Here is an 18,252-nt window from a genome sequence, read left to right on the forward strand (position 1 = left end):
TCCGTGACCTGAACACGGTGACGCCGCTGCAGTTTCGCGTGATATCTCCGGCTATCGGCCCGGTTCCGGAGTGGCCGGAACCAGCCGATCACCGGTGTGGATGTTCACTTCGGTCAACCTCGGCCCATCGCGCGCGTCAGCTGGATCTCGATCACCACACGCGCCGGATTGGGCGACGGCGTCCTGCCGTAGCGCTCCGCGTAGCGCCGCACCGCCTCTGCTACCCGCTCCGGATCGCCGTGCACGAACGCCCGGCCTTCCAGGGTCGCCCACCGCCGGCCCTCCATCTGGCAGACGGCCACCGCCGCCCCCTGCTCGCCGGCGGCCCGTACGTTGCGCACCTTCGCGCTCGCCCCGTTGGCGATCACCCGAGCCAGACGGTTCTCGGGATCGTAGGTGACGCCGACGGGCACCACGTGCGGAGTGCCGTCCGGGCGGGGAGTCGTCAGGGTGCACACATGCCGTTCCCGCCAGAAGCCGAGATAGGCCGGGTCGGGAGCGCCGGGGTCCACGGAGTACTTGGTCGCCATGCCCGGAACTTAACCCCTGCGCCTCCCCGAATCCGTCTTGAGTGGAATAGACTCAACTTTGTGCACGTTGACCGGGTCAGTGCTGAGGGCCCGACGGGACGTGGCGCACAGCTGCACGCAAGGAGGAGAACGCGAACGTGGACGCCGAGCTGACGAACCGGAGCCGGGACGCGATCAACGCTGCCAGCAACCGGGCGGTGACCGAGGGGCACCCCGACCTCACCCCCGCCCACCTGCTCCTCGCACTGCTCCAGGGGCAGGACAACGAGAACATCACCGACCTGCTCGCCGCGGTCGACGCCGACCAGGCCGCCGTCCGCTCCGGAGCCGAGCGCGTGCTCGCCGGGCTGCCCAGCGTCACCGGCTCGACCGTGGCGCCGCCCCAGCCCAACCGCGAGATGCTCGCCGTCGTCGCCGACGCGCAGGCCCGGGCCAAGGAGCTCGGGGACGAGTACCTTTCCACCGAGCACCTCCTCATCGGCATCGCCGCGAAGGGCGGCGCCGCCGGCGAGGTGCTGTCGAAGCAGGGCGCCGACGCCGGGAAACTCCAAGCCGCTTTCCAGAAGACGCGAGGCCAGCGCAGGGTGACCACAGCAGACCCCGAGGGGCAGTACAAGGCGCTGGAGAAGTTCGGCACGGACTTCACCGCCGCCGCGCGCGACGGCAAGCTCGACCCCGTCATCGGGCGGGACCAGGAGATCCGGCGGGTCGTGCAGGTCCTCTCGCGCCGCACGAAGAACAACCCGGTCCTCATCGGTGAGCCCGGCGTCGGCAAGACCGCCGTCGTGGAGGGCCTCGCCCAGCGCATCGTCAAGGGGGACGTGCCCGAGTCCCTGAAGGACAAGCGGCTCGTCGCCCTCGACCTGGGCGCGATGGTCGCCGGCGCGAAGTACCGGGGCGAGTTCGAGGAGCGCCTGAAGACCGTCCTGGCCGAGATCAAGGACTCCGACGGCCAGATCATCACCTTCATCGACGAACTGCACACCGTCGTCGGCGCCGGTGCCGGCGGCGACTCCGCCATGGACGCCGGCAACATGCTCAAGCCCATGCTGGCGCGCGGCGAGCTGCGCATGGTCGGCGCCACCACGCTCGACGAGTACCGCGAGCGCATCGAGAAGGACCCGGCCCTGGAGCGGCGCTTCCAGCAGGTGCTGGTCGCCGAGCCGACCGTCGAGGACTCCATCGCGATCCTGCGCGGGCTCAAGGGCCGCTACGAGGCCCACCACAAGGTGCAGATCGCCGACAGCGCGCTGGTCGCCGCCGCGACGCTCTCCGACCGGTACATCACCTCCCGCTTCCTGCCGGACAAGGCCATCGACCTCGTCGACGAGGCCGCCTCCCGGCTGCGCATGGAGATCGACTCCTCGCCCGTCGAGATCGACGAGCTCCAGCGCGCCGTCGACCGGCTGAAGATGGAGGAGCTGGCCCTCGTCAAGGAGACCGACGCCGCCTCCCGCGAGCGGCTGGACAAGCTGCGCCGCGACCTCGCCGACAAGGAGGAGGAGCTGCGCGGCCTGACCGCCCGCTGGGAGAAGGAGAAGCAGTCCCTCAACCGCGTCGGCGAGCTGAAGGAACGCCTCGACGAGATCCGCGGCCAGGCCGAGCGCGCCCAGCGCGACGGCGACTTCGACACCGCCTCCAAGCTGCTCTACGGCGAGATCCCGGCCCTGGAGAAGGAGCTGGAGGCCGCCAGCGAGGCCGAGGAAGAGGCCGCCAAGGACACCATGGTCAAGGAGGAGGTCGGCGCCGACGACATCGCCGACGTCGTCGCCTCCTGGACCGGCATCCCCGCCGGGCGCCTCCTGGAGGGCGAGACGCAGAAGCTGCTGCGGATGGAGGACGAGCTGGGCAAGCGGCTCATCGGGCAGACCGAGGCGGTCCGGGCGGTGTCGGACGCGGTCCGCCGCTCGCGGGCGGGCATCTCCGACCCCGACCGGCCCACCGGCTCCTTCCTCTTCCTCGGCCCGACCGGCGTCGGCAAGACCGAGCTGGCCAAGGCCCTCGCCGACTTCCTCTTCGACGACGAGCGGGCGATGGTCCGCATCGACATGTCGGAGTACAGCGAGAAGCACAGCGTGGCCCGGCTGGTCGGCGCGCCGCCCGGATACGTCGGCTACGAGGAGGGCGGCCAGCTCACGGAGGCCGTGCGCAGGCGCCCCTACTCCGTCGTCCTGCTGGACGAGGTGGAGAAGGCCCACCCCGAGGTCTTCGACATCCTGCTCCAGGTGCTCGACGACGGGCGCCTCACGGACGGCCAGGGCCGGACGGTCGACTTCCGCAACACCATCCTCGTCCTCACGTCGAACCTGGGCAGCCAGTTCCTGGTCGACCCGATCACCAGCGAGGAGGAGAAGAAGGAGCAGGTGCTGGAGGTGGTCCGCAGCTCCTTCAAGCCGGAGTTCCTCAACCGCCTGGACGACCTGGTCGTCTTCGCCGCGCTGACCAAGCCCGAGCTGGAGCGCATCGCCGAGCTGCAGATCCGCAGCCTGGCCCGCCGCCTGGCCGAGCGGCGGCTCGCGCTGGACGTGACGCCCGAGGCCCTGGCCTGGCTCGCGGAGGAGGGCCTGGACCCGGCGTACGGGGCGCGGCCGCTGCGGCGCCTGGTCCAGACTGCCATCGGGGACCGGCTCGCCCGGGAGATCCTCTCCGGGGAGATCAAGGACGGTGACACGGTCCGGGTCGACCGCGTCGGGGACGAACTGCTGGTGGGGCCGGCCTCGGGCAAGACGCTGTAGGGCGGCCGTACGTCACCGGATCACATCGTGAACGCCGAGAAGCGCACCCGCGCCGTCTCGGCGTTCTCGTACTCCACCCGCACCTGCACCACGTGCGCCTCGGCGGTGCCCGGCAGGCCGTTCCCGCTGGTCACGTCCAGGCACAGCGCCCCGCAGGAGCCGCCCGAGCGCGGCTTCGGCGCGTCCGGGTACGTGCCGCGCAGCCAGCCGGCCACCTCCCCGCGCGGCATCCGCAGCACCGCCGTGTACGCGGTGTCGATGCCCCGCTGCACCGCGCAGTCCCGGGCGTCTGCGTGCGCGGGCCGCTCGGCGGCCCCGAAGGCCAGGGCCTCGGTGCAGGGCACGGCCGCCGCCCCGCCGGTGCGGGAGTCGTCCTGGTCGTCCGAGTAGGCCCACAGGGTGATGCCCGCGACCAGGAGACCGAGGACCAGCACCGGTGCGGCCAGGAACGGCAGGAGCAGCCCCCACCGGGTACGGCCCCCCCACGGCTTCCCGCATGTCCATCGTCGCCTCCCTTTCGCTGTTCAGGAGGACGGTTGCGGGCACTCGGAGGTTGCCGCTGACCGGATCCTGTCAGCCGTGGGCTGACAGGGCCTGTCGGGGCTTGCCACCCCCCTCCCCGCATGGGGGAGGATGGCGGAATCCGTACGAAGGGAAAATCACGGTGACCATCGACCCGTCCTCGATTCCGAACTTCGGGGGCCAGCCCGAGCCGCAGCCGCAAGGACCGGCGGGCCCCGTCGTCCCGGATCAGGACCTCGTGAAGCAGCTCCTCGACCAGATGGAGCTCAAATACGTCGTCGACGACGAGGGAGACCTCGCGGCGCCGTGGGAGCAGTTCCGCACCTACTTCATGTTCCGTGGAGAGGGAGACCAGCAGATCTTCTCCGTGCGGACGTTCTACGACCGGCCCCACGGGATCGAGCTGAAGCCGCAGCTCCTGGAGTCCATCGACGACTGGAACCGCCGGACCCTCTGGCCCAAGGTCTACAGCCACACCCACGACGACGGCACGGTCCGCCTCATCGGCGAGGCCCAGATGCTGATCGGCATGGGCGTGAGCCTGGAGCACTTCGTCTCCTCCACGGTCAGCTGGGTGCGCGCCGCGATCGAGTTCGACAAGTGGCTCGTCGAGCAGCTCGGCCTGGAACAGGAGATCAACGAGGCGGAGAAGCCCGAGGACGACGAGGAGTAGGCCCTCCCGACCGGGGCCTCTCACGGCGCGTCGGCGCGTACGGCAGGTGCGTACGCGCTGCACGCGCCGTTTGTCTTTCCGGGGGCCGTGCCTGCGCATCTGCCGGACTCGGTGAAGCGGTGCTTTCCGCCGTATTCTGGCCACACACGGGAAGGAGCCGTCCATGAGCGTCGACGCCATGGTGAACACCGAGTTCCCCAAGGGGTACACGGTGCTGTTCGGGGCCGACGGAAAGGTGATCATGACCCCGCAGAGCGAGGAGCACTCCAGCACCATCAGGTCGATGCAGATCGACTCCGCTCTCGCCCTCGGCCGTCACGCCAAGGTCACCTCCGACGTCCACATCGACTTCCCCGCCGACGAGAACTCCGCCCCCGACCTGGCCATCCTCCGCGAGGACGCCCGCAAGGAGGGCAAGCGCTACAGCTTCGAGGACGTCCTGCTCATCTCCGAGGTCGTCTCGACCTCCTCCGCGCGCAAGGACTACGACGACTGCACCGCGAAGTACGGCCGCTACGGCATCCCGATCTACCTGGTGGTGGACCCGTACGCCCAGGAGGTCGTCCTGCATGGCCGCACTGTTCGGCACGCGGGTCCGCAGACTCCGTACGGCAGCCGGACTGACCCAGGCCGAACTCGGCGCCAGGGTGCACGTGGTGAGTACGCGGATCACCCAGATCGAACGGGCGTCGGGGGCGAAACCGACGCTGGAACTGGCGCGAGCGCTGGACGCGGCGCTCGGGGCGGACCAACTCCTGGTCGAGCTGTGGCCGTACGTGTACCGGGAGGCGTTTCCGGACTGGTCGCGGAAGTTCATGGAGTACTCGGAGCGGGCGGTGGCCGTGCGCGAGTATGCGGCTCATGTGGTGCCGGGTTTGTTGCAGACCGAGGATTACGCGCGAGCGGTGCTGAGTGTCGGTCGCACGCTCGGAAGCAAGGAACAGTTGGAAGAGCGAGTCGCCCTTCGCATGGGACGACAGGAGCGCCTTAATGGGCCGGAACGGCCCGAGCTGTGGGTTGTCCTGGACGAAGCAGTGCTCAGGCGCATGGTCGGCGGTCACGCCGTGATGCGACAGCAGTTGGCGCGGCTGCTTGGGGACGCGGCGGAAACTCACATCACCGTGCAGGTGATGCCGTTCGACCAGGGTGAGCACGATGTGATGGGTGGCTCGCTGACTTTGCTCACCATGCCGGACGGCTCGGAGATCGCCTACACGGAAGGCGCTCACCACGGGCAACTCATCGAGGATCCGGACGGTGTCAGGGATTTGGCGCTGACCTACGATCGGCTCCGGGCGGCAGCTCTGCCGCCGCTCATGTCGCTCGACATGATCCGATCCGTGATGGAGGACAACCACCGTGGAGCGAACGTCCCGTCCCGATCTGACCGGCGCCGCCTGGCGCAGGAGCAGCTACAGCAATCAGGAGGGCGGCAACTGCGTGGAGGTGGCCGACGGGTTCCGAGGGGCCGTCGCCCCCGTCCGTGACAGCAAGGCCCCGCACGGTCCGACACTCTGCTTCGACGCCGCCGCCTGGACCGCCTTCATAGGCGAGTTGAAGGTCGGGCCGCACCCCCGTACGTGAGGCAGCCGGGCCGACCGGGCCCTGGTCCGTGAGGGTCCGGTAGGCCGCTGACCTCCGGAAAGAACCGGGGACAGAACCCCCCGCCCACCCACCCTCCCGTGGCTCTCCAACGCCCTCGCGCAGCGGCGCGGCAGCGCGGTCACGATCGGCGTCGCGGCGTACATCGCCTCCCTGCCCGACGGCACCCCCGTGAGCATCACCGCCCTCTGCGCGCACTTCAGCGAGGGCGAGATCCTCATCTCGCGTGCGCTGAGGGAACTGGAAGCGGCCGGATACCTGGAGCGGCGTCGCGAGCGACTGCCCTCCGGGCACATCCGCACCCGGACGTACTTCTACGACGTGCCGGGCGGCCGGGACCCCGACGACCCGCCCCGCCCGCCCGGACCCCGGAAGCCGCCGGTCGTCCAGGAGACCGAGCCCCCTGCCGCCCCGCCGACGAGCGGCCCTGACGGGCCCGAAGGCCCCGCGCCCGCCCTCGCCGACGCCGACCCGGAGGCGGTCGCCGTACTGACCGCCCTGCGCCGGGTCGACCCGCGTCTCGTCCTGTCCGCCCAGGAGGCCGCCCGACTGGCCCCGGCGGTCGCCGAGTGGCTGGCGGCCGGAGTCGGACCCCGCGAGATCACCGAGCTGCTGACCCTGCGGCTCCCCGACCGCTTCCGGGCCCGCCCGGCGAGCGTCCTGGCCTTCCGTCTCCGCGAGACCCCTCTCCCCGCGCCACCGCCCCCATCGTCGGCCGAGCGCCCGGCCGTCCTGCCCTTCCAGACCTGCGACGGCTGCGAACGCGCCTTCCGCGCGTCGGAGCCCGGACACTGCAGGGACTGCCGACGACGGGGGAGAGACCTCAGCGCCGCAGCCTGAGTGGACGACTCAGAGACGCTTGACCCGCCTGGAGCGGACGACACCGGATGTACTACATCTGTCATACACGAGGGGAGGTCGGGATGGCCTCGAAGGCGGAGCAGAAGAGCCGCACCACGGGGGTTCCGGCGAAAGGACGCTCCCCTGCTGCGGCCCAGACCCGGCAGGCGCGCCGGAAGCAGGGTGACAGCGGTGCGACCAGCGTGGCCCAGGTACGGCTGCGCCCCGATGAGATGGCGGATCTGCAGCAGGTGATGCAGACCCTGCGGTTGCACTCGCTCTCCGACGCCCTGCGCGAAGGACTACGGCTCCTCTTCCGCGAGGCGGCCGAGGTCGCCGCCTCTCGGGACATCCGTGACGTCTACCGAGGCGCCCAGGCTCCGGCTCCCGAGGGTGTCGTGCCCGCGACGGCGGAAGAACCGGCGGCAGCGGACGAGACCGAGTGGTGAACACCGGCCCGGCGTTGCGGGGCGAGGTGTGGGGGTGCGCTCTTCCCGGCCCCATCGGCCCCCAGCCCGTCGTGGTCCTCACGGTGAACCGGATCGCCGAACCGCCGACGGCGGTGACCGTCGCCGTGATCACGGGGACACCAGGACCCGTTTCCACCCACGCTCCGATCGGTCCCGACTGCGGGGTCACCACGTACGACGAGTCCTACGTGAACTGCACGGACCTGCACACCGTGGACAAGCCCCGACTTCGGCGACGTCTCGGCCTGCTCGCTCCGAGCGAGATGCGACGCGTGGAAGAGCGCGTGCGGGTGATCCTCGGGCTGGCGTAGGCGTCGCCGGCCGAGGAACGCTACAACGCCGCCCCCAGCCGCTTCACCGCCTCCTCCAGCACCCCCGTCCGCTTGCAGAACGCGAACCGTACGAACGGGGCGCCCTCCTCACGGTGGTCGTAGAAGACCGCGTTGGGGATCGCGACGACCCCGGCGCGTTCCGGCAGGCCGCGGCAGAAGGCGAAGCCGTCCGTCTCGCCGAGCGGGCGGTTGTCGGTCGTGACGAAGTACGTCCCCGACGGGCGGAAGACGCGGAGACCGGCCTCCGCCAGGCCCGCCGCCAGCAGGTCGCGCTTGGCCAGCACGTCGGCGCGGAAGTCCTCGAAGTACGAGACCGGCAGCGACGGCGCCTCGGCGATCGCGCTACGGCATCCCGATCTACCTGGTCGTTGACCCGTACGCCCAGGAAGTCGTCCTCCACACCCAGCCGACCGGCACCGGTTACATCGCGGCGCACACGCACAGGTACGGCACGGTGCAAGCTCCCCATCCCCTTGGCCGACGGCCGCACCTCTACCCTCGACCTCGACGAACTCCCGCGCCCGGAGACCGAGTCGGACGCACGCTGAGGAAGGGCCCCGGCACGGTAAGCAGCCACTGCTACCGGCTGCTCGGGGTGCTCATGTCCGTGAGTGAGTCGGCTGTCACGCGGACAGCGATGTGAGCCGGGAACCCGCTACGGCGTACTGCAACGGGCCGGAGGCGACGTAGGTCAGGTGCTGCTTCGCCGAGCGCACGGCCGAGGCCGGCGGGGGCGCGGCCGTCACCCAGCCCACTCCGTGTTCGCGCACCGGTCCGTGTGCGGCGCCGGTCGGTTGCGAGGAGGGCGCTGTGCCCGGCCTCCGAGCCCCGTCAGCTTTCGTAGTGGTAGCGGCACTGGGCGATCAGGACGCCGTCCTCGGTGGCCTTGTAGATCAGCCGGTGCTCGTCGTTGATGCGGCGCGACCAGTAGCCCTGGAAGCCGTGTTTGAGCGGTTCCGGTTTGCCGATGCCCTCGTTGCCGTTCCGGGTGATGTCCGTGATGAGCGTGTTGATGCGCTTGAGGGTCTTCCGGTCCTGAAGCTGCCACCACAGGTAGTCCTCCCAGGCGCGGGAAGAGAAGGTGATCTTCAACCCGCGGCCCCTACTCGTCGGTCGCCAGCTCGCGCACGGTGCCGCCGCCGTTCTCCAGCTCGTCGATGGACGCGAGCAGGCGCCGGGCGTTGGCGGGACTGCGCAGCAGGTACGCCGTCTCCTTCAGGGACTCGTAGTCCTCGAGGGAGACGATGACGACCGGCTCGTGTCCGGCCCGGGTGATGACGACCTCTTCACGGTCGTCGGTGACGGAGTTGAGCACCTCGGCGTACCGTGCGCGCGACTCGGAGTACGTCATGGTCTTCACAGTCGACCCTCCTTTCACGTACAGAAAATTGTACGTCCGTTCCTGTCGGTCCGGCAAGCGCGGAAAGGACGGCCTCCGGCCCGAAAGCGCCGGGCGGGCGAGGCGTGATAGGCGGCGGGGACGCGTCGACCAGCCCCGCGGGGCGCAGGTCAGGCCGCGAATGCCTTGCGGAGCCGTTTCGCCGCGTCTGTCAACACCTCGGTGCGTTTGCAGAACGCGAACCGCACGAACGGGGCGCCGGCCTCCCGGTGGCCGTAGAAGACCGCGTTCGGGATGGCGACGACCCCGGCGCGCTCCGGCAGGGCCCGGCAGAAGGCGAAGCCGTCGCTCTCGCCGAGGGGGCGGATGTCGGTGGTGATGAAGTACGTGCCGGCCGTCCTGAACACCTCGAAGCCCGCGTCCGTCAGCCCCGCCGCCAGCAGGTCCCGCTTGGCCAGCATGTCGGCGCGGAAGCCGTCGAAGTACGTGTCGGGGAGGGCCAGGGCCTCGGCCGCGGCGTACTGGAACGGGCCGGAGGCGACGTACGTCAGGTACTGCTTCGCCGAGCGCACCGCCGTGACCAGCTCCGGGGACCCCGTCACCCGGCCGACGCCTCGTTCGCGCACTGATTCGCGTGAGGGCCCACGGGGCTGCAGACTCGAGAGACAGTGAGCTGTTGTGTACACATGAGACACTCGGTACCCTTGGGCGCATGACGCAGCCCATGCCCATAGAGTCGATCCGCGATGTCCGGGCACACCTGGCCGAGGTCGTGGAGCGGGCCGACCGGGACGACGTACCTACCGTCATCACCCGGCGCGGCAAGCAGGTCGCCGCCGTGGTGTCCATCGAGGTGCTGCGCAAGTACCAGGAGTGGGAAGAGCGCGAGATCAACCGGATCATCGACGAGCGCATGACCAACCCGGCACCCGGCATCCCGATCGAGGACATCATGAGGGAGACGCTGGCGCGCAGTGAGTGAGTACCGCACCGTCTTCCGAGCCGAGGCTCAGGCCGAACTCCGCAAGGTGCCGCGAGACATGGCCCTCCGCATCTTGGCCAAGCTGGCTGAGCTGGAGAACGACCCGATGGGGTTCAACACCACGGCCCTCGTCTCCCAGCCCGACCGGCGGCGCCTACGGGTAGGCGACTACCGCGTGATCTACACAATCGACAACGGCGAGCTGGTGGTGTGGGTCGTGCACGTCGGGCATCGCTCCACCGTCTACGACACCTGAGCGCTCCTGACATCGGTCGGAATATTCAGCACCGATCCAGCGTCCTGGGGTGCCTGCGTGTACGCACCGGGATGCGCCTGACCTGGTGCTGACCACGACCATTCATGGCGCCTCCGGCGCGCGTTCCGGGCGTGTGAGGCACAGCAGGCAACGAGGAGAGGAACGCGACGACCGGCCTTGTAGGGCAGCGGTCAGCGCGCGAATGCCTTGCGGAGCCGTTCCGCCGCGTCTGTCAGCACCTCGGTGCGCTTGCAGAACGCGAATCGCACGAACGGGGCGCCGGCCTCGCGGTGGTCGTAGAAGACCGCGTTCGGGATGGCGACGACACCCGCCCGTTCGGGGAGGGCGCGGCAGAAGGCGAAGCCGTCGCTCTCGCCGAGGGGGCGGATGTCGGTGGTGATGAAGTACGTGCCCGCCGTCCGAAACACCTCGAACCCGGCGTCCGCCAGCCCCGTCGCCAGTAGGTCCCTCTTGGCCAGCATGTCGGCGCGGAACGCCTCGAAGTAGCTGTCGGGCAGCGCGAGCGCCTCGGCGACGGCGTACTGGAAGGGCCCGGAGGCGACATACGTCAGGTACTGCTTCGCCGAGCGGACGGCGGCGACGAGATCGGGGGCGCCGGTAACCCAGGCCACTCCGTGTTCACGCACCCATTCTTCCTGGCTGGTTGCCGCCTCGCCATAGAAATCAGAGTGTAGTCAGAGTACAGTCTGAGTATGAGCATCGTGCGCCCAGTAGCCGAATCGGAATCCGTCTCGTTCACCGATCTGTCTCGGAACCCGAAGGCAGTCGCCGCGAGGGCCGCCGCCCTGGGCTGCCTGCGGGTCACGCACCGAGACGCGCCCGACATGGTGCTGACCACGGCCATACACGCAGAGCGAACCGAGGAGAACCTGACCACAGCGTCCCGACTGTTCCTTGCTCTGATGAAGCAGGACGACGGCATCAGGTCGCTTCTGCTCGCGTTGCCCGAGGTGTTCCCGTGGGTGCGCCACCTGAATGACGAGGAAGTCCGGGAATTCACCGTCGAGCTCCTCGATGCGCTGTCCGACGCCGCTGAGCTGGGTGCCAAGGAGGCTGTGCACCGAGCGATCGTCTCGTGGCGGGCAACCGCCCGCATCAACGCTGACCCTGACCAGCTCAGAGAGGCACTCCGTCCGCTAGGTGACATCGACCTCGGCCCGGTCGAGGTGCACGAGTGAGCCCGAAGAATGGCGATCGGGTCAGTGTCCCTCCGCTGAGCGGCTGGAACGTCATCCACGGCACGACGGAGGCCGCGACCGGTTGGGAGGAGCTGTGCCGGGTGGCGTTGCCGAACGCGCATCGCTGCCTGGAGGCCCTTCGCACCGACCCGCTGTCGCGGGCCAACTGGAACCGCCAGCATCAGCTCCGCGGCAGGCACGCCACCAGAGAATGGAAGGGCTCCGAGCTGGAGCAGTGGGAGTACGAGATCACCAGTGGCGGTCGGGTCCGCTATCTGGTCAGCCCGGACACCTCGACCGTGATCCTGGTGTACGCCTCCCCGCGACACCCGAAGGACACCGAATAGCCTCCAGTGCTTCGCCCTTGCCGAAGGTGGAGCCGGTGCGCGGGTTACGTGCGCACCGGCTCGGCAGACGGTGCAGATGCTGGCCGACTGGATTCGAAGAGAAGGCCGAACACCACAGGCCCCTCATGACGGTGGTCAGTGCTCGAATGCCTTGCGGAGCCGTTCCGTCGCGTCCGCCAGTACCTCGATGCGCTTGCAGAACGCGAACCGGACGTAGGGTGCCCCCGTCCTTTTGTGGTCGTAGAAGACCGCGTTCGGGATGGCGACGACACCCGCCCGTTCGGGGAGGGCGCGGCAGAAGGCGAAGCCGTCGGTCTCGCCGAGGGGGTGGATGTCGGTGGTGATGAAGTACGTGCCGGCCGGGCGGAAGACCTTGAAGCCCGCCTGCTCCAGCCCGTCCGCGAGCCGTTCCCTCTTGACCCGCATATCGGCGCGGAACTCCTCGAAGTAGCTTTCCGGCAGACGCAGGGCCTCCGCGACGGCGTACTGGAAGGGGCCGGAGGCGACGTACGTCAGGAATTGCTTGGCGGAACGGACGGCGGTCACGAGTTCCGCGGTACCGGTCACCCAGCCCACTCCGTGTTCGCGCACCCATTTGTGTGCGGCGCGGGTCAGGAGCGAGAAGGGTGCTGTGCCCGACCCCTGAGTCCCGTCAGCTTCGTAGTGGTAGCGGCACTGTGCGATCAGGACGCCGTCCTCGGTGGCCTTGTAGATCAGCCGGTGCTCGTCGTTTATGCGGCGCGACCAGTAGCCCTGGAATCCGTGCTTGAGCGGTTCCGGTTTGCCGATGCCCTCGTTGCCGTGGGGAGCGCGGTCACTACCCGGGAGTTGCCGGCTGTCGGCCGGGGCGCTCACCCAACTGAGCGGGCCATCCGCCCGGCCCGGCTTCAGAGACAGTGCATTGCTACCTCTGGTAGGATCTGGACTATGAGTGGTAGCAAGAAGTACTCGATCAGCCTCCCGGAAGACCTCGCTGAGGCCGCACGTACCCATGTAGGTCCAGGCGGCTTCTCCGCTTACGTGGCCGAGGCCCTCGAGCAGCGTGTGGCCATGGACAAGCTTCGTGAGATCGTCGCCGACTTCGAGACGGACAACGACCCGCTGTCCCGGGAAGAGATCGAAGCGGCCAGCGCTGTACTGCGCCGTGATCAGCGCGACTCGAGCGGTGCCGCAGCCTGATGCCCGGCACGCTCCTCCTCGACAGCGAGGGCCTCTCCAAGCTCTACCTCAAGGACCGCACCGCTCTGGCTCTCGTCCAAGCAGCCTCGGAAGAAGGCATCCGAGTGGCCACGACCGCCATGACCACGCTTGAGGCGGATTACGAGCGCATCCACCCCGCCCGCATCCGGTGGGTACTTTCCCGGATCGACGTCCATGACGTCACCAAGAGCGTCACCGACCAAGCGGCAGCACTGTTGCGCGACCACCGCCTCAGCGGCCACAAGTACGCCATCGACGCCGTCCTCGCGGCCATTGCACGCTCGGCGCCAAGACCCGTCACCGTCCTCACCTCCGACCCTGAGGACATCAGTCTGCTCTGTGGAACCGCCGTCGAGGTCATCAAAGCCTGACGCATGCAGATCGCGGGCACACCCGCTCACGCATGACGCTGTGCAAGCCCCCCACCGCGCACGGCCATCAGCCACTTGAGTTCCGCAGTTCGTAGGCACGTACGGGTCCGTCGACCGATGTCTGCGCAGGTCACGGGTTGCGCTGCGTGGTTCCTCCGGTGTGGTGGTGTGTGCGCGGCGGCTCGGAGCAGCCGATGCCGTGCGGCCGGTACCTTTGCTCGTACGGTTGTTGGCTGCTACGCGGCCAGCCCCTTGAGCCGGGAAGCCGCCTCCTCAAGAACACTCGCCCGTTTGCAGAACGCGAACCGGACGAAGGGCGCGCCCTGCTCGCGGTGGTCGTAGAAGACCGTGTTCGGGATCGCCACGACCCCGCAACGCTCGGGCAGCGCACGACAGAAGGCGAAACCGTCCGACTCGCCGAGTGACCTGATGTCCGCGGTGATGAAGTACGTACCGGCCGGCCGGAAGACCGTGAACCCTGCCTGCTCCAGGCCGCCCGCGAGCAGCTCGCGCTTGGCCCGCATGTCGGCGCGGAACTCCTCAAAGTACGAGTCCGGCAGAGACAGCGCCTCGGCCACGGCGTATTGGAAGGGCCCGGAGGCGACGTACGTCAGGTACTGCTTGGCCGAGCGGACGGCGGTGACGAGATCAGGGGCGCCGGTAACCCAGCCGACCTTCCAGCCGGTGAAGGAGAACGTCTTGCCGCTGCTGGAGATGGTCACCGTGCGCTCGCGCATCCCCGGGAACGTCGCCAGCGGCACGTGCTCGGCGTCGTCGAAGACCAGGTGCTCGTAGACCTCGTCCGTGACCACCAGCAGATCGCGCTCCACCGCCAGCTCGGCGATCGAGGCCAGTTCCGCGCGGCTGAGGACCGTGCCGGTGGGGTTGTGCGGGGTGTTGACCAGCAGCAGCCGGGTGCGGTCGGTGACGGCGTCGCGCAGCTCGTCCAGGTCCAGGCGGAAGCGGCCCTCCTCCAGGTCCGCGCGCAGGGTGACCGGGACCCGGCGGCCGCCGGCCATGGCGATGCACGCCGCGTACGAGTCGTAGTACGGCTCCAGGGCGACCACCTCGTCGCCGGGTTCCACCAGGGCCAGCAGCGCGGCGGCGACGGCCTCCGTGGCGCCGGCGGTGACCAGGACCTCCGTGCCGGGGTCGTAGGACAGGCCGTAGCGCCGCTGCTGGTGGGCGGTGACGGCGGCGCGCAGCTCGGGGACGCCGGGGCCCGGCGGGTACTGGTTGCCGCGCCCGTCCCGCAAGGCCCGCACGGCGGCCTCCCTGATCTCCTCGGGGCCGTCGGTGTCGGGGAAGCCCTGCCCCAGGTTGATGGCGCCGGTGCTCAGGGCCAGGGCGGACATCTCCGCGAAGATCGTCGTCCCGAACTCGGCGAGCCGGCGGTTCAGGAGGGGACGCGCACTGGAGGTCATGCCGGTCATCCTGCTCCGAAGCTCTGGAGTTCCTCAACTCTGCTTTGGCTCGGATCGGCGAAGGGCATCACCGATGCACGCAAGAGCGAGGCGCCCACGGGGGGCCGCTTCGGGGGAAACGGAAGGAGGATGGCGCCATGGTCTTCGGCATCATCCTGGCGGTGATCGGAGTGCTTTTCGTGGGGGCGCTGGTGTCCCTGGCCCGCAGGGGCGGCCCGGGTGGCTCCGGGCGGACGGCGCGGCGCGGGGTGGCGGCGTCCTCCGGGGCGAGCGGCGGCAGCAACAGCAGCAACAGCAGCAACAGCAGCAGCAGTGGTGACAGCTGGTGGGTCGGAGACTCCGGGTCGTCCGGCGACAGCCACCACGGGGGGAGCTCCTGCGGCAGCACCTCGTCCTGCGGAGGCGGCTCGTCCTGCGGAGGCGGCTCGTCCTGCGGGGGCGGTGGAGGTGGATGCGGCGGCGGAGGCAGCTGACCGAAGGCCGGCCGTCTCCCGGCGATGAAGCCGCGACCACCGAGCGCGGGGTCCGCACCTGGGGCGGGCCCCGCGTTCCGCCGTGCGCCGGCGGTTCCCGTACGGCGGATCCGCCGAACACCTGTCGGTCGTATCCGCGTGTGGTCCGGCACCGTCGCACGGCTGGAGGACAACTCGGCCCGCACAGCGCCGTATCCGGGCTTGAGCGTGGCAACTGCGAACGTCGAGCGGGCCTTTCGGGGCTTGGCCGGGACACTTGACGTCGATCGGGCGCGGCTCCCGGCGCGCGTCACGGCGCACCGGCGCACGCCCCACCGGCAGCGGCGCACGCCGTAGTTGAACAGGTGAGCTGTGGAGCCCTCCGAGGGATGGAAACCCTATGAACTTGGGTAAAAACGCTGTGGCGGCATCACAGTTCATGATTCCCTCTGAAACACCGAAGCAGCCCCTCGGACGTCCCGCGGACACGTGACACGTCCTGACCGGCCGACTGGGCTGACCGGGCCGACATCCTCCGGTGCGACCGGGGCGCAACGGACCCACCTCCCTCTCCTTTTGTGTGCTTGCGGAGCCGATCCATGCTCACGACCCTGAAAACCTCCTACACCGACACGCGCGCCGCCGACCTCGCCTGGGCCCTGGGGCGCGAGCCGCTTCCCGCACTGGCCGCACTCGACCTCGAACTGACGGGCGTCCGACTTCAGTTGCGTCTCCTCGGCGCCTCCCACCAGGTCCTGCTTGAGGAGGAGCGGGGCGTCTGCTCGGAGACGGTGGCGTGCATCCCGGGCAGCAGCACCCCGCTGCCGCTGGGCGTCGCCGAGCGGGTGGGCGACTGGGAGTACGAGTTCGCCGCCCGCGTCGAGGTCCTCTCGCCCGGTTCCTTCGCGGGCCGCGCCCAGGAACTGCTGGCCCTCGTCTCCGACCATCCGCACGGCCTCGCGGGCGTGTTCCCCGGTAGCCCGCACGCCTTCACCGCCCTGCTGGCCCAGCACCACGAGGGCCAGGTGCACTGGCGGACCTGGCACGCGTACCCGCAGGAAGGGCAACTGGTGACGACCCGTACGAGAGTGGGCGCGCGGACGCCGGCCGCCCGTCACAGACCCGGCGCGCGGCACACGCGCCCTCATACCGCTCCGCCGGGCCCCTGTGAACCGGCACCAGACGTGTGAGACCGGCGCCGCACGTGGGAAACCGGTGCCACACGTGTGGGTGACGAACCGCAGCCGGGCCGTGACGTAACGTCGCAGCGTGATCGAGTCGCACGCGCCCGCCCCGCCCGGTTCCCCGCCGCCCCGGAGCGCGCCGGGCGGCCCCACCGGCCCGCTGCGGCTGCCCGTCCGGCCCGGCACCGCACGGTTCCTGGTGCTCGCCGGGGTGTTCGTCTGCGCGGCCTGCGGACTCGTGTACGAACTGGAACTCCTCGCCCTCGCCGCGTACTTGATGGGCGACTCGGTCACACAGGCGTCCGTCGTGCTGTCCGTCATGGTCTTCGCGATGGGCATCGGCTCCCTCGCCGCGAAGCGGCTGCGCGGGCTCGCCGCGGCCGGCTTCGGCGTGGTCGAGGCCACGCTCGCCCTCGTCGGCGGGTGCAGCGGGATGGCGCTGTACGCCGTGTTCGCCTGGACCGGCGACTGGGGCGGGCCGTGGGCCGAGGGGCCGCGCTGCCTCCTGGTCGGCTTCTCCCTCGGGACCGGACTGCTCATCGGGGCCGAGGTGCCCCTGCTGATGGAGCTGATCCAGCGCATCCGCCGCCAGGACGCGGGCGGGGCCGTGGCCGACCTGTTCGCCGCCGACTACGTCGGCGCGCTCGTCGGCGGACTCGCCTTTCCCTTCCTCCTGCTCCCGCTCCTCGGGCAGCTGACCGGCGCGCTGCTCACCGGCGCCGTCAACGCGGTCGTCGGCGGTGCCCTGGTCCTCGGGCTGTTCCGCCGCGATCTGACCCGCCGCGCCCGGTGGCTGCTGCTGGTCGGCAACGCCGTCGTGCTCGCGGTCCTCGCCTCGGCGGCCGTCCTCGTCGACGACTTCGAAGAGGCCGCGCGGCACGCGGTGTACGGCAGGGACGTACGGGTGGCGCTGCGCAGCGGGGTGCAGGAGGTCGTCCTCACCGGCGGCACGGACGGCCGGAGCCTCGGCCTGTTCCTCGACGGGCGGCTGCGGGTCAGCGGGCGGGACGAGCTGCGCTACCACGAGGCCCTCGTCCACCCCGCCATGTCCGGGACGCACGCGCGGGTGCTGATCCTCGGCGGCGGGGACGGGCTGGCGGCACGCGAGGTGCTGCGCCATCCCGGCGTGGACCGGGTCGACGTCGTCGAACTCGACGGGGAGGTGGTGCGGCTGGCCCGTACCGACCCGGAGCTGTCCGCGCTCAACGGGCACGCGTTCGACGACCCGCGCGTGCGCGTGAGCACCGCCGACGCCTTCGGCCGGCTGCGCTCCGCGCCCCCGGCGGCGTACGACGTGGTCGTCTCGGACCTGCCGGACCCGGGCATCACGGCGAGCACGAAGCTGTACTCGCAGGAGTTCTACGGCCTCGCCCGGCGCGTCCTCGCCCCGGGCGGGCGGCTGGTGGTGCACGCCGGGCCGGTCGGGTCCGGCACGCGCGCGTACTGGACGGTGGAGGCGACCGTCCGCGCGGGGGGTTTCCGCACCGCCCCCTACCGCGCCGACGGCCGGCGCGCCGGGTTCGCCACCGGGCCCCACCGCGCGCCCGCCGACCGCTCCGGCGCGCCCCGCGACTGGGGTTTCGTGCTGGCCGCCCGCACCGAACCGCGGCCGCGGCTCGACCCGCGGGGGCCGCGCCCGTCCGTCCTCACGGACGCGGCCCTGGCGGCGGGCGAGCGGGCGGCCCGGGCGACGCGGATCGCGGGACTGCCGGCGTCGACGCTCGTGCGTCCCCGGTACTGAGGCGGCCCGGCGGCCCGGCGGGCCGGGAAGGTACGCCGGTGGGGGCGGATCGC

21 protein-coding genes and 7 pseudogenes are annotated in these 18,252 nt (G+C 70.3%); 17 read left to right on the plus strand and 11 right to left on the minus strand.

Annotated elements, in window-relative coordinates; genetic code table 11:
• Positions 1-113: 113 nt before the first annotated feature.
• Complete coding sequence (locus ACFW6P_RS11860; protein WP_386351856.1) at positions 114-530, minus strand: pyridoxamine 5'-phosphate oxidase family protein; 417 nt, start codon at positions 528-530, stop codon at positions 114-116.
• Positions 531-667: 137 nt separating this feature from the next.
• Here ACFW6P_RS11860 and clpB point away from each other — a divergent pair, with 137 nt between their 5' ends.
• Positions 668-3,265 carry an ATP-dependent chaperone ClpB gene (gene clpB / locus ACFW6P_RS11865; RefSeq protein ID WP_386351853.1) on the plus strand — a complete coding sequence of 866 codons (2,598 nt, stop codon included), beginning with the start codon at positions 668-670 and terminating at the stop codon, positions 3,263-3,265.
• 20 nt (positions 3,266-3,285) lie between these two features.
• Here clpB and ACFW6P_RS11870 read toward each other — a convergent pair whose 3' ends face one another.
• Entirely contained in the window at positions 3,286-3,699 is a 414-nt protein-coding gene (locus tag ACFW6P_RS11870) for a hypothetical protein (RefSeq protein WP_386423555.1), read from the minus strand.
• 230 nt (positions 3,700-3,929) lie between these two features.
• Here ACFW6P_RS11870 and ACFW6P_RS11875 point away from each other — a divergent pair, with 230 nt between their 5' ends.
• From ACFW6P_RS11875 to ACFW6P_RS11905, 7 genes and pseudogenes are all read left to right on the plus strand, one after another.
• Positions 3,930-4,460 carry a YbjN domain-containing protein gene (locus tag ACFW6P_RS11875; RefSeq protein ID WP_386351847.1) on the plus strand — a complete coding sequence of 177 codons (531 nt, stop codon included), beginning with the start codon at positions 3,930-3,932 and terminating at the stop codon, positions 4,458-4,460.
• Positions 4,461-4,743: 283 nt separating this feature from the next.
• Positions 4,744-4,980 (plus strand): annotated as a pseudogene (locus ACFW6P_RS11880) (Uma2 family endonuclease); the annotation flags it as partial.
• A 49-nt stretch (positions 4,981-5,029) separates the two neighbouring features.
• Positions 5,030-5,947: a Scr1 family TA system antitoxin-like transcriptional regulator gene (locus tag ACFW6P_RS11885; protein ID WP_386423557.1), complete on the plus strand. Its 918-nt coding sequence runs from the start codon at positions 5,030-5,032 to the stop codon at positions 5,945-5,947.
• The gene (locus ACFW6P_RS11890) at positions 5,907-6,044 is read left to right on the plus strand and encodes a DUF397 domain-containing protein (protein ID WP_386423608.1); all 138 of its coding nucleotides are present in this window, start codon (positions 5,907-5,909) and stop codon (positions 6,042-6,044) included. The genes ACFW6P_RS11885 and ACFW6P_RS11890 overlap by 41 nt, the downstream gene beginning before the upstream one ends.
• 102 nt (positions 6,045-6,146) lie before the next feature.
• A pseudogene (locus ACFW6P_RS11895) lies at positions 6,147-6,902 on the plus strand (hypothetical protein); the annotation flags it as partial.
• A gap of 83 nt (positions 6,903-6,985) precedes the next feature.
• Entirely contained in the window at positions 6,986-7,351 is a 366-nt protein-coding gene (locus tag ACFW6P_RS11900; RefSeq protein ID WP_386423559.1) for a hypothetical protein, read from the plus strand.
• The gene (locus ACFW6P_RS11905; RefSeq protein ID WP_386423560.1) at positions 7,348-7,683 is read left to right on the plus strand and encodes a type II toxin-antitoxin system PemK/MazF family toxin; all 336 of its coding nucleotides are present in this window, start codon (positions 7,348-7,350) and stop codon (positions 7,681-7,683) included. Before ACFW6P_RS11900 ends, ACFW6P_RS11905 begins: the two co-directional genes overlap by 4 nt.
• 20 nt (positions 7,684-7,703) lie before the next feature.
• Here the strand turns inward: ACFW6P_RS11905 and ACFW6P_RS11910 are convergent.
• The 5 genes and pseudogenes from ACFW6P_RS11910 to ACFW6P_RS11930 form a co-directional block, all read right to left on the minus strand.
• Positions 7,704-8,045: pseudogene (locus ACFW6P_RS11910) on the minus strand (aminotransferase class I/II-fold pyridoxal phosphate-dependent enzyme); the annotation flags it as partial.
• Positions 8,046-8,327: 282 nt separating this feature from the next.
• Positions 8,328-8,450: a hypothetical protein gene (locus ACFW6P_RS11915; RefSeq protein WP_386423562.1), complete on the minus strand. Its 123-nt coding sequence runs from the start codon at positions 8,448-8,450 to the stop codon at positions 8,328-8,330.
• Between the two features lie 85 nt (positions 8,451-8,535).
• Positions 8,536-8,796 carry a Txe/YoeB family addiction module toxin gene (locus ACFW6P_RS11920; RefSeq protein ID WP_386351831.1) on the minus strand — a complete coding sequence of 87 codons (261 nt, stop codon included), beginning with the start codon at positions 8,794-8,796 and terminating at the stop codon, positions 8,536-8,538.
• 10 nt (positions 8,797-8,806) lie between these two features.
• Positions 8,807-9,064 carry a type II toxin-antitoxin system Phd/YefM family antitoxin gene (locus ACFW6P_RS11925; protein WP_037676836.1) on the minus strand — a complete coding sequence of 86 codons (258 nt, stop codon included), beginning with the start codon at positions 9,062-9,064 and terminating at the stop codon, positions 8,807-8,809.
• A gap of 149 nt (positions 9,065-9,213) precedes the next feature.
• Positions 9,214-9,654, minus strand: a pseudogene (locus ACFW6P_RS11930) (aminotransferase class I/II-fold pyridoxal phosphate-dependent enzyme); the annotation flags it as partial.
• A gap of 101 nt (positions 9,655-9,755) precedes the next feature.
• Between ACFW6P_RS11930 and ACFW6P_RS11935 the strand changes: the two are divergent.
• Both ACFW6P_RS11935 and ACFW6P_RS11940 read left to right on the plus strand, forming a co-directional pair.
• Complete coding sequence (locus ACFW6P_RS11935; protein WP_005483715.1) at positions 9,756-10,025, plus strand: type II toxin-antitoxin system Phd/YefM family antitoxin; 270 nt, start codon at positions 9,756-9,758, stop codon at positions 10,023-10,025.
• Positions 10,018-10,281 carry a type II toxin-antitoxin system RelE/ParE family toxin gene (locus ACFW6P_RS11940; protein WP_363087484.1) on the plus strand — a complete coding sequence of 88 codons (264 nt, stop codon included), beginning with the start codon at positions 10,018-10,020 and terminating at the stop codon, positions 10,279-10,281. The genes ACFW6P_RS11935 and ACFW6P_RS11940 overlap by 8 nt, the downstream gene beginning before the upstream one ends.
• Positions 10,282-10,472: 191 nt before the next feature.
• Here ACFW6P_RS11940 and ACFW6P_RS11945 read toward each other — a convergent pair.
• Positions 10,473-10,913, minus strand: a pseudogene (locus tag ACFW6P_RS11945) (aminotransferase class I/II-fold pyridoxal phosphate-dependent enzyme); the annotation flags it as partial.
• Between the two features lie 81 nt (positions 10,914-10,994).
• On the opposite strand from ACFW6P_RS11945, the gene ACFW6P_RS11950 reads away from it, so the two are divergent.
• On the plus strand, positions 10,995-11,480 hold the full coding sequence (locus ACFW6P_RS11950) for a prevent-host-death family protein (RefSeq protein ID WP_386351826.1): 486 nt from the start codon (positions 10,995-10,997) through the stop codon (positions 11,478-11,480).
• Entirely contained in the window at positions 11,477-11,827 is a 351-nt protein-coding gene (locus ACFW6P_RS11955) for a hypothetical protein (RefSeq protein ID WP_386423564.1), read from the plus strand. The genes ACFW6P_RS11950 and ACFW6P_RS11955 overlap by 4 nt, the downstream gene beginning before the upstream one ends.
• Positions 11,828-11,962: 135 nt before the next feature.
• On the opposite strand, the pseudogene ACFW6P_RS11960 reads toward ACFW6P_RS11955, so the two are convergent.
• Both ACFW6P_RS11960 and ACFW6P_RS11965 read right to left on the minus strand, forming a co-directional pair.
• Positions 11,963-12,403: pseudogene (locus ACFW6P_RS11960) on the minus strand (aminotransferase class I/II-fold pyridoxal phosphate-dependent enzyme); the annotation flags it as partial.
• 96 nt (positions 12,404-12,499) lie between these two features.
• Positions 12,500-12,820 (minus strand): annotated as a pseudogene (locus ACFW6P_RS11965) (Txe/YoeB family addiction module toxin); the annotation flags it as partial.
• Between ACFW6P_RS11965 and ACFW6P_RS11970 the strand changes: the two are divergent.
• Together ACFW6P_RS11970 and ACFW6P_RS11975 are read left to right on the plus strand one after the other, a co-directional pair.
• Positions 12,755-13,006: a hypothetical protein gene (locus tag ACFW6P_RS11970; protein ID WP_386351823.1), complete on the plus strand. Its 252-nt coding sequence runs from the start codon at positions 12,755-12,757 to the stop codon at positions 13,004-13,006. The pseudogene ACFW6P_RS11965 and the gene ACFW6P_RS11970 sit on opposite strands and share 66 nt — an antisense overlap.
• A complete protein-coding gene (locus ACFW6P_RS11975; RefSeq protein ID WP_386351820.1) occupies positions 13,006-13,398 on the plus strand; it encodes a type II toxin-antitoxin system VapC family toxin in 393 nt (130 codons plus the stop codon). The genes ACFW6P_RS11970 and ACFW6P_RS11975 overlap by 1 nt, the downstream gene beginning before the upstream one ends.
• Before the next feature lie 236 nt (positions 13,399-13,634).
• Here the strand turns inward: ACFW6P_RS11975 and ACFW6P_RS11980 are convergent, their stop codons facing one another.
• Entirely contained in the window at positions 13,635-14,831 is a 1,197-nt protein-coding gene (locus ACFW6P_RS11980) for a pyridoxal phosphate-dependent aminotransferase (protein WP_386351818.1), read from the minus strand.
• A gap of 128 nt (positions 14,832-14,959) precedes the next feature.
• Here ACFW6P_RS11980 and ACFW6P_RS11985 point away from each other — a divergent pair, with 128 nt between their 5' ends.
• The 3 genes from ACFW6P_RS11985 (at position 14,960) to ACFW6P_RS11995 (ending at position 18,199) form a co-directional block, all read left to right on the plus strand.
• Positions 14,960-15,295, plus strand: a complete 336-nt coding sequence (locus tag ACFW6P_RS11985) for a hypothetical protein (protein ID WP_386423566.1) — start codon at positions 14,960-14,962, stop codon at positions 15,293-15,295.
• 578 nt (positions 15,296-15,873) lie between these two features.
• Positions 15,874-16,464 carry a DUF2617 family protein gene (locus ACFW6P_RS11990; protein WP_386423568.1) on the plus strand — a complete coding sequence of 197 codons (591 nt, stop codon included), beginning with the start codon at positions 15,874-15,876 and terminating at the stop codon, positions 16,462-16,464.
• Between the two features lie 79 nt (positions 16,465-16,543).
• On the plus strand, positions 16,544-18,199 hold the full coding sequence (locus ACFW6P_RS11995) for a polyamine aminopropyltransferase (protein WP_386423569.1): 1,656 nt from the start codon (positions 16,544-16,546) through the stop codon (positions 18,197-18,199).
• Positions 18,200-18,252: the final 53 nt, after the last annotated feature.

The sequence above is a fragment of the Streptomyces sp. NPDC058741 genome, from assembly GCF_042746715.1.
GTDB lineage: Bacteria > Actinomycetota > Actinomycetes > Streptomycetales > Streptomycetaceae > Streptomyces.

What these genes read in the sequence shown, in the direction of transcription:
- ACFW6P_RS11885 (WP_386423557.1), top strand. Translation starts at nt 5,030, where the DNA reads ATGGCCGCACTGTTCGGCACGCGGGTCCGCAGACTCCGTACGGCAGCC.
- ACFW6P_RS11980 (WP_386351818.1), bottom strand. Translation starts at nt 14,831, where the DNA reads ATGACCGGCATGACCTCCAGTGCGCGTCCCCTCCTGAACCGCCGGCTC.
- ACFW6P_RS11970 (WP_386351823.1), top strand. Translation starts at nt 12,755, where the DNA reads ATGAGTGGTAGCAAGAAGTACTCGATCAGCCTCCCGGAAGACCTCGCT.
- ACFW6P_RS11985 (WP_386423566.1), top strand. Translation starts at nt 14,960, where the DNA reads ATGGTCTTCGGCATCATCCTGGCGGTGATCGGAGTGCTTTTCGTGGGG.
- ACFW6P_RS11900 (WP_386423559.1), top strand. Translation starts at nt 6,986, where the DNA reads ATGGCCTCGAAGGCGGAGCAGAAGAGCCGCACCACGGGGGTTCCGGCG.
- ACFW6P_RS11990 (WP_386423568.1), top strand. Translation starts at nt 15,874, where the DNA reads ATGCTCACGACCCTGAAAACCTCCTACACCGACACGCGCGCCGCCGAC.
- ACFW6P_RS11950 (WP_386351826.1), top strand. Translation starts at nt 10,995, where the DNA reads ATGAGCATCGTGCGCCCAGTAGCCGAATCGGAATCCGTCTCGTTCACC.
- ACFW6P_RS11860 (WP_386351856.1), bottom strand. Translation starts at nt 530, where the DNA reads ATGGCGACCAAGTACTCCGTGGACCCCGGCGCTCCCGACCCGGCCTAT.
- ACFW6P_RS11975 (WP_386351820.1), top strand. Translation starts at nt 13,006, where the DNA reads ATGCCCGGCACGCTCCTCCTCGACAGCGAGGGCCTCTCCAAGCTCTAC.
- ACFW6P_RS11935 (WP_005483715.1), top strand. Translation starts at nt 9,756, where the DNA reads ATGACGCAGCCCATGCCCATAGAGTCGATCCGCGATGTCCGGGCACAC.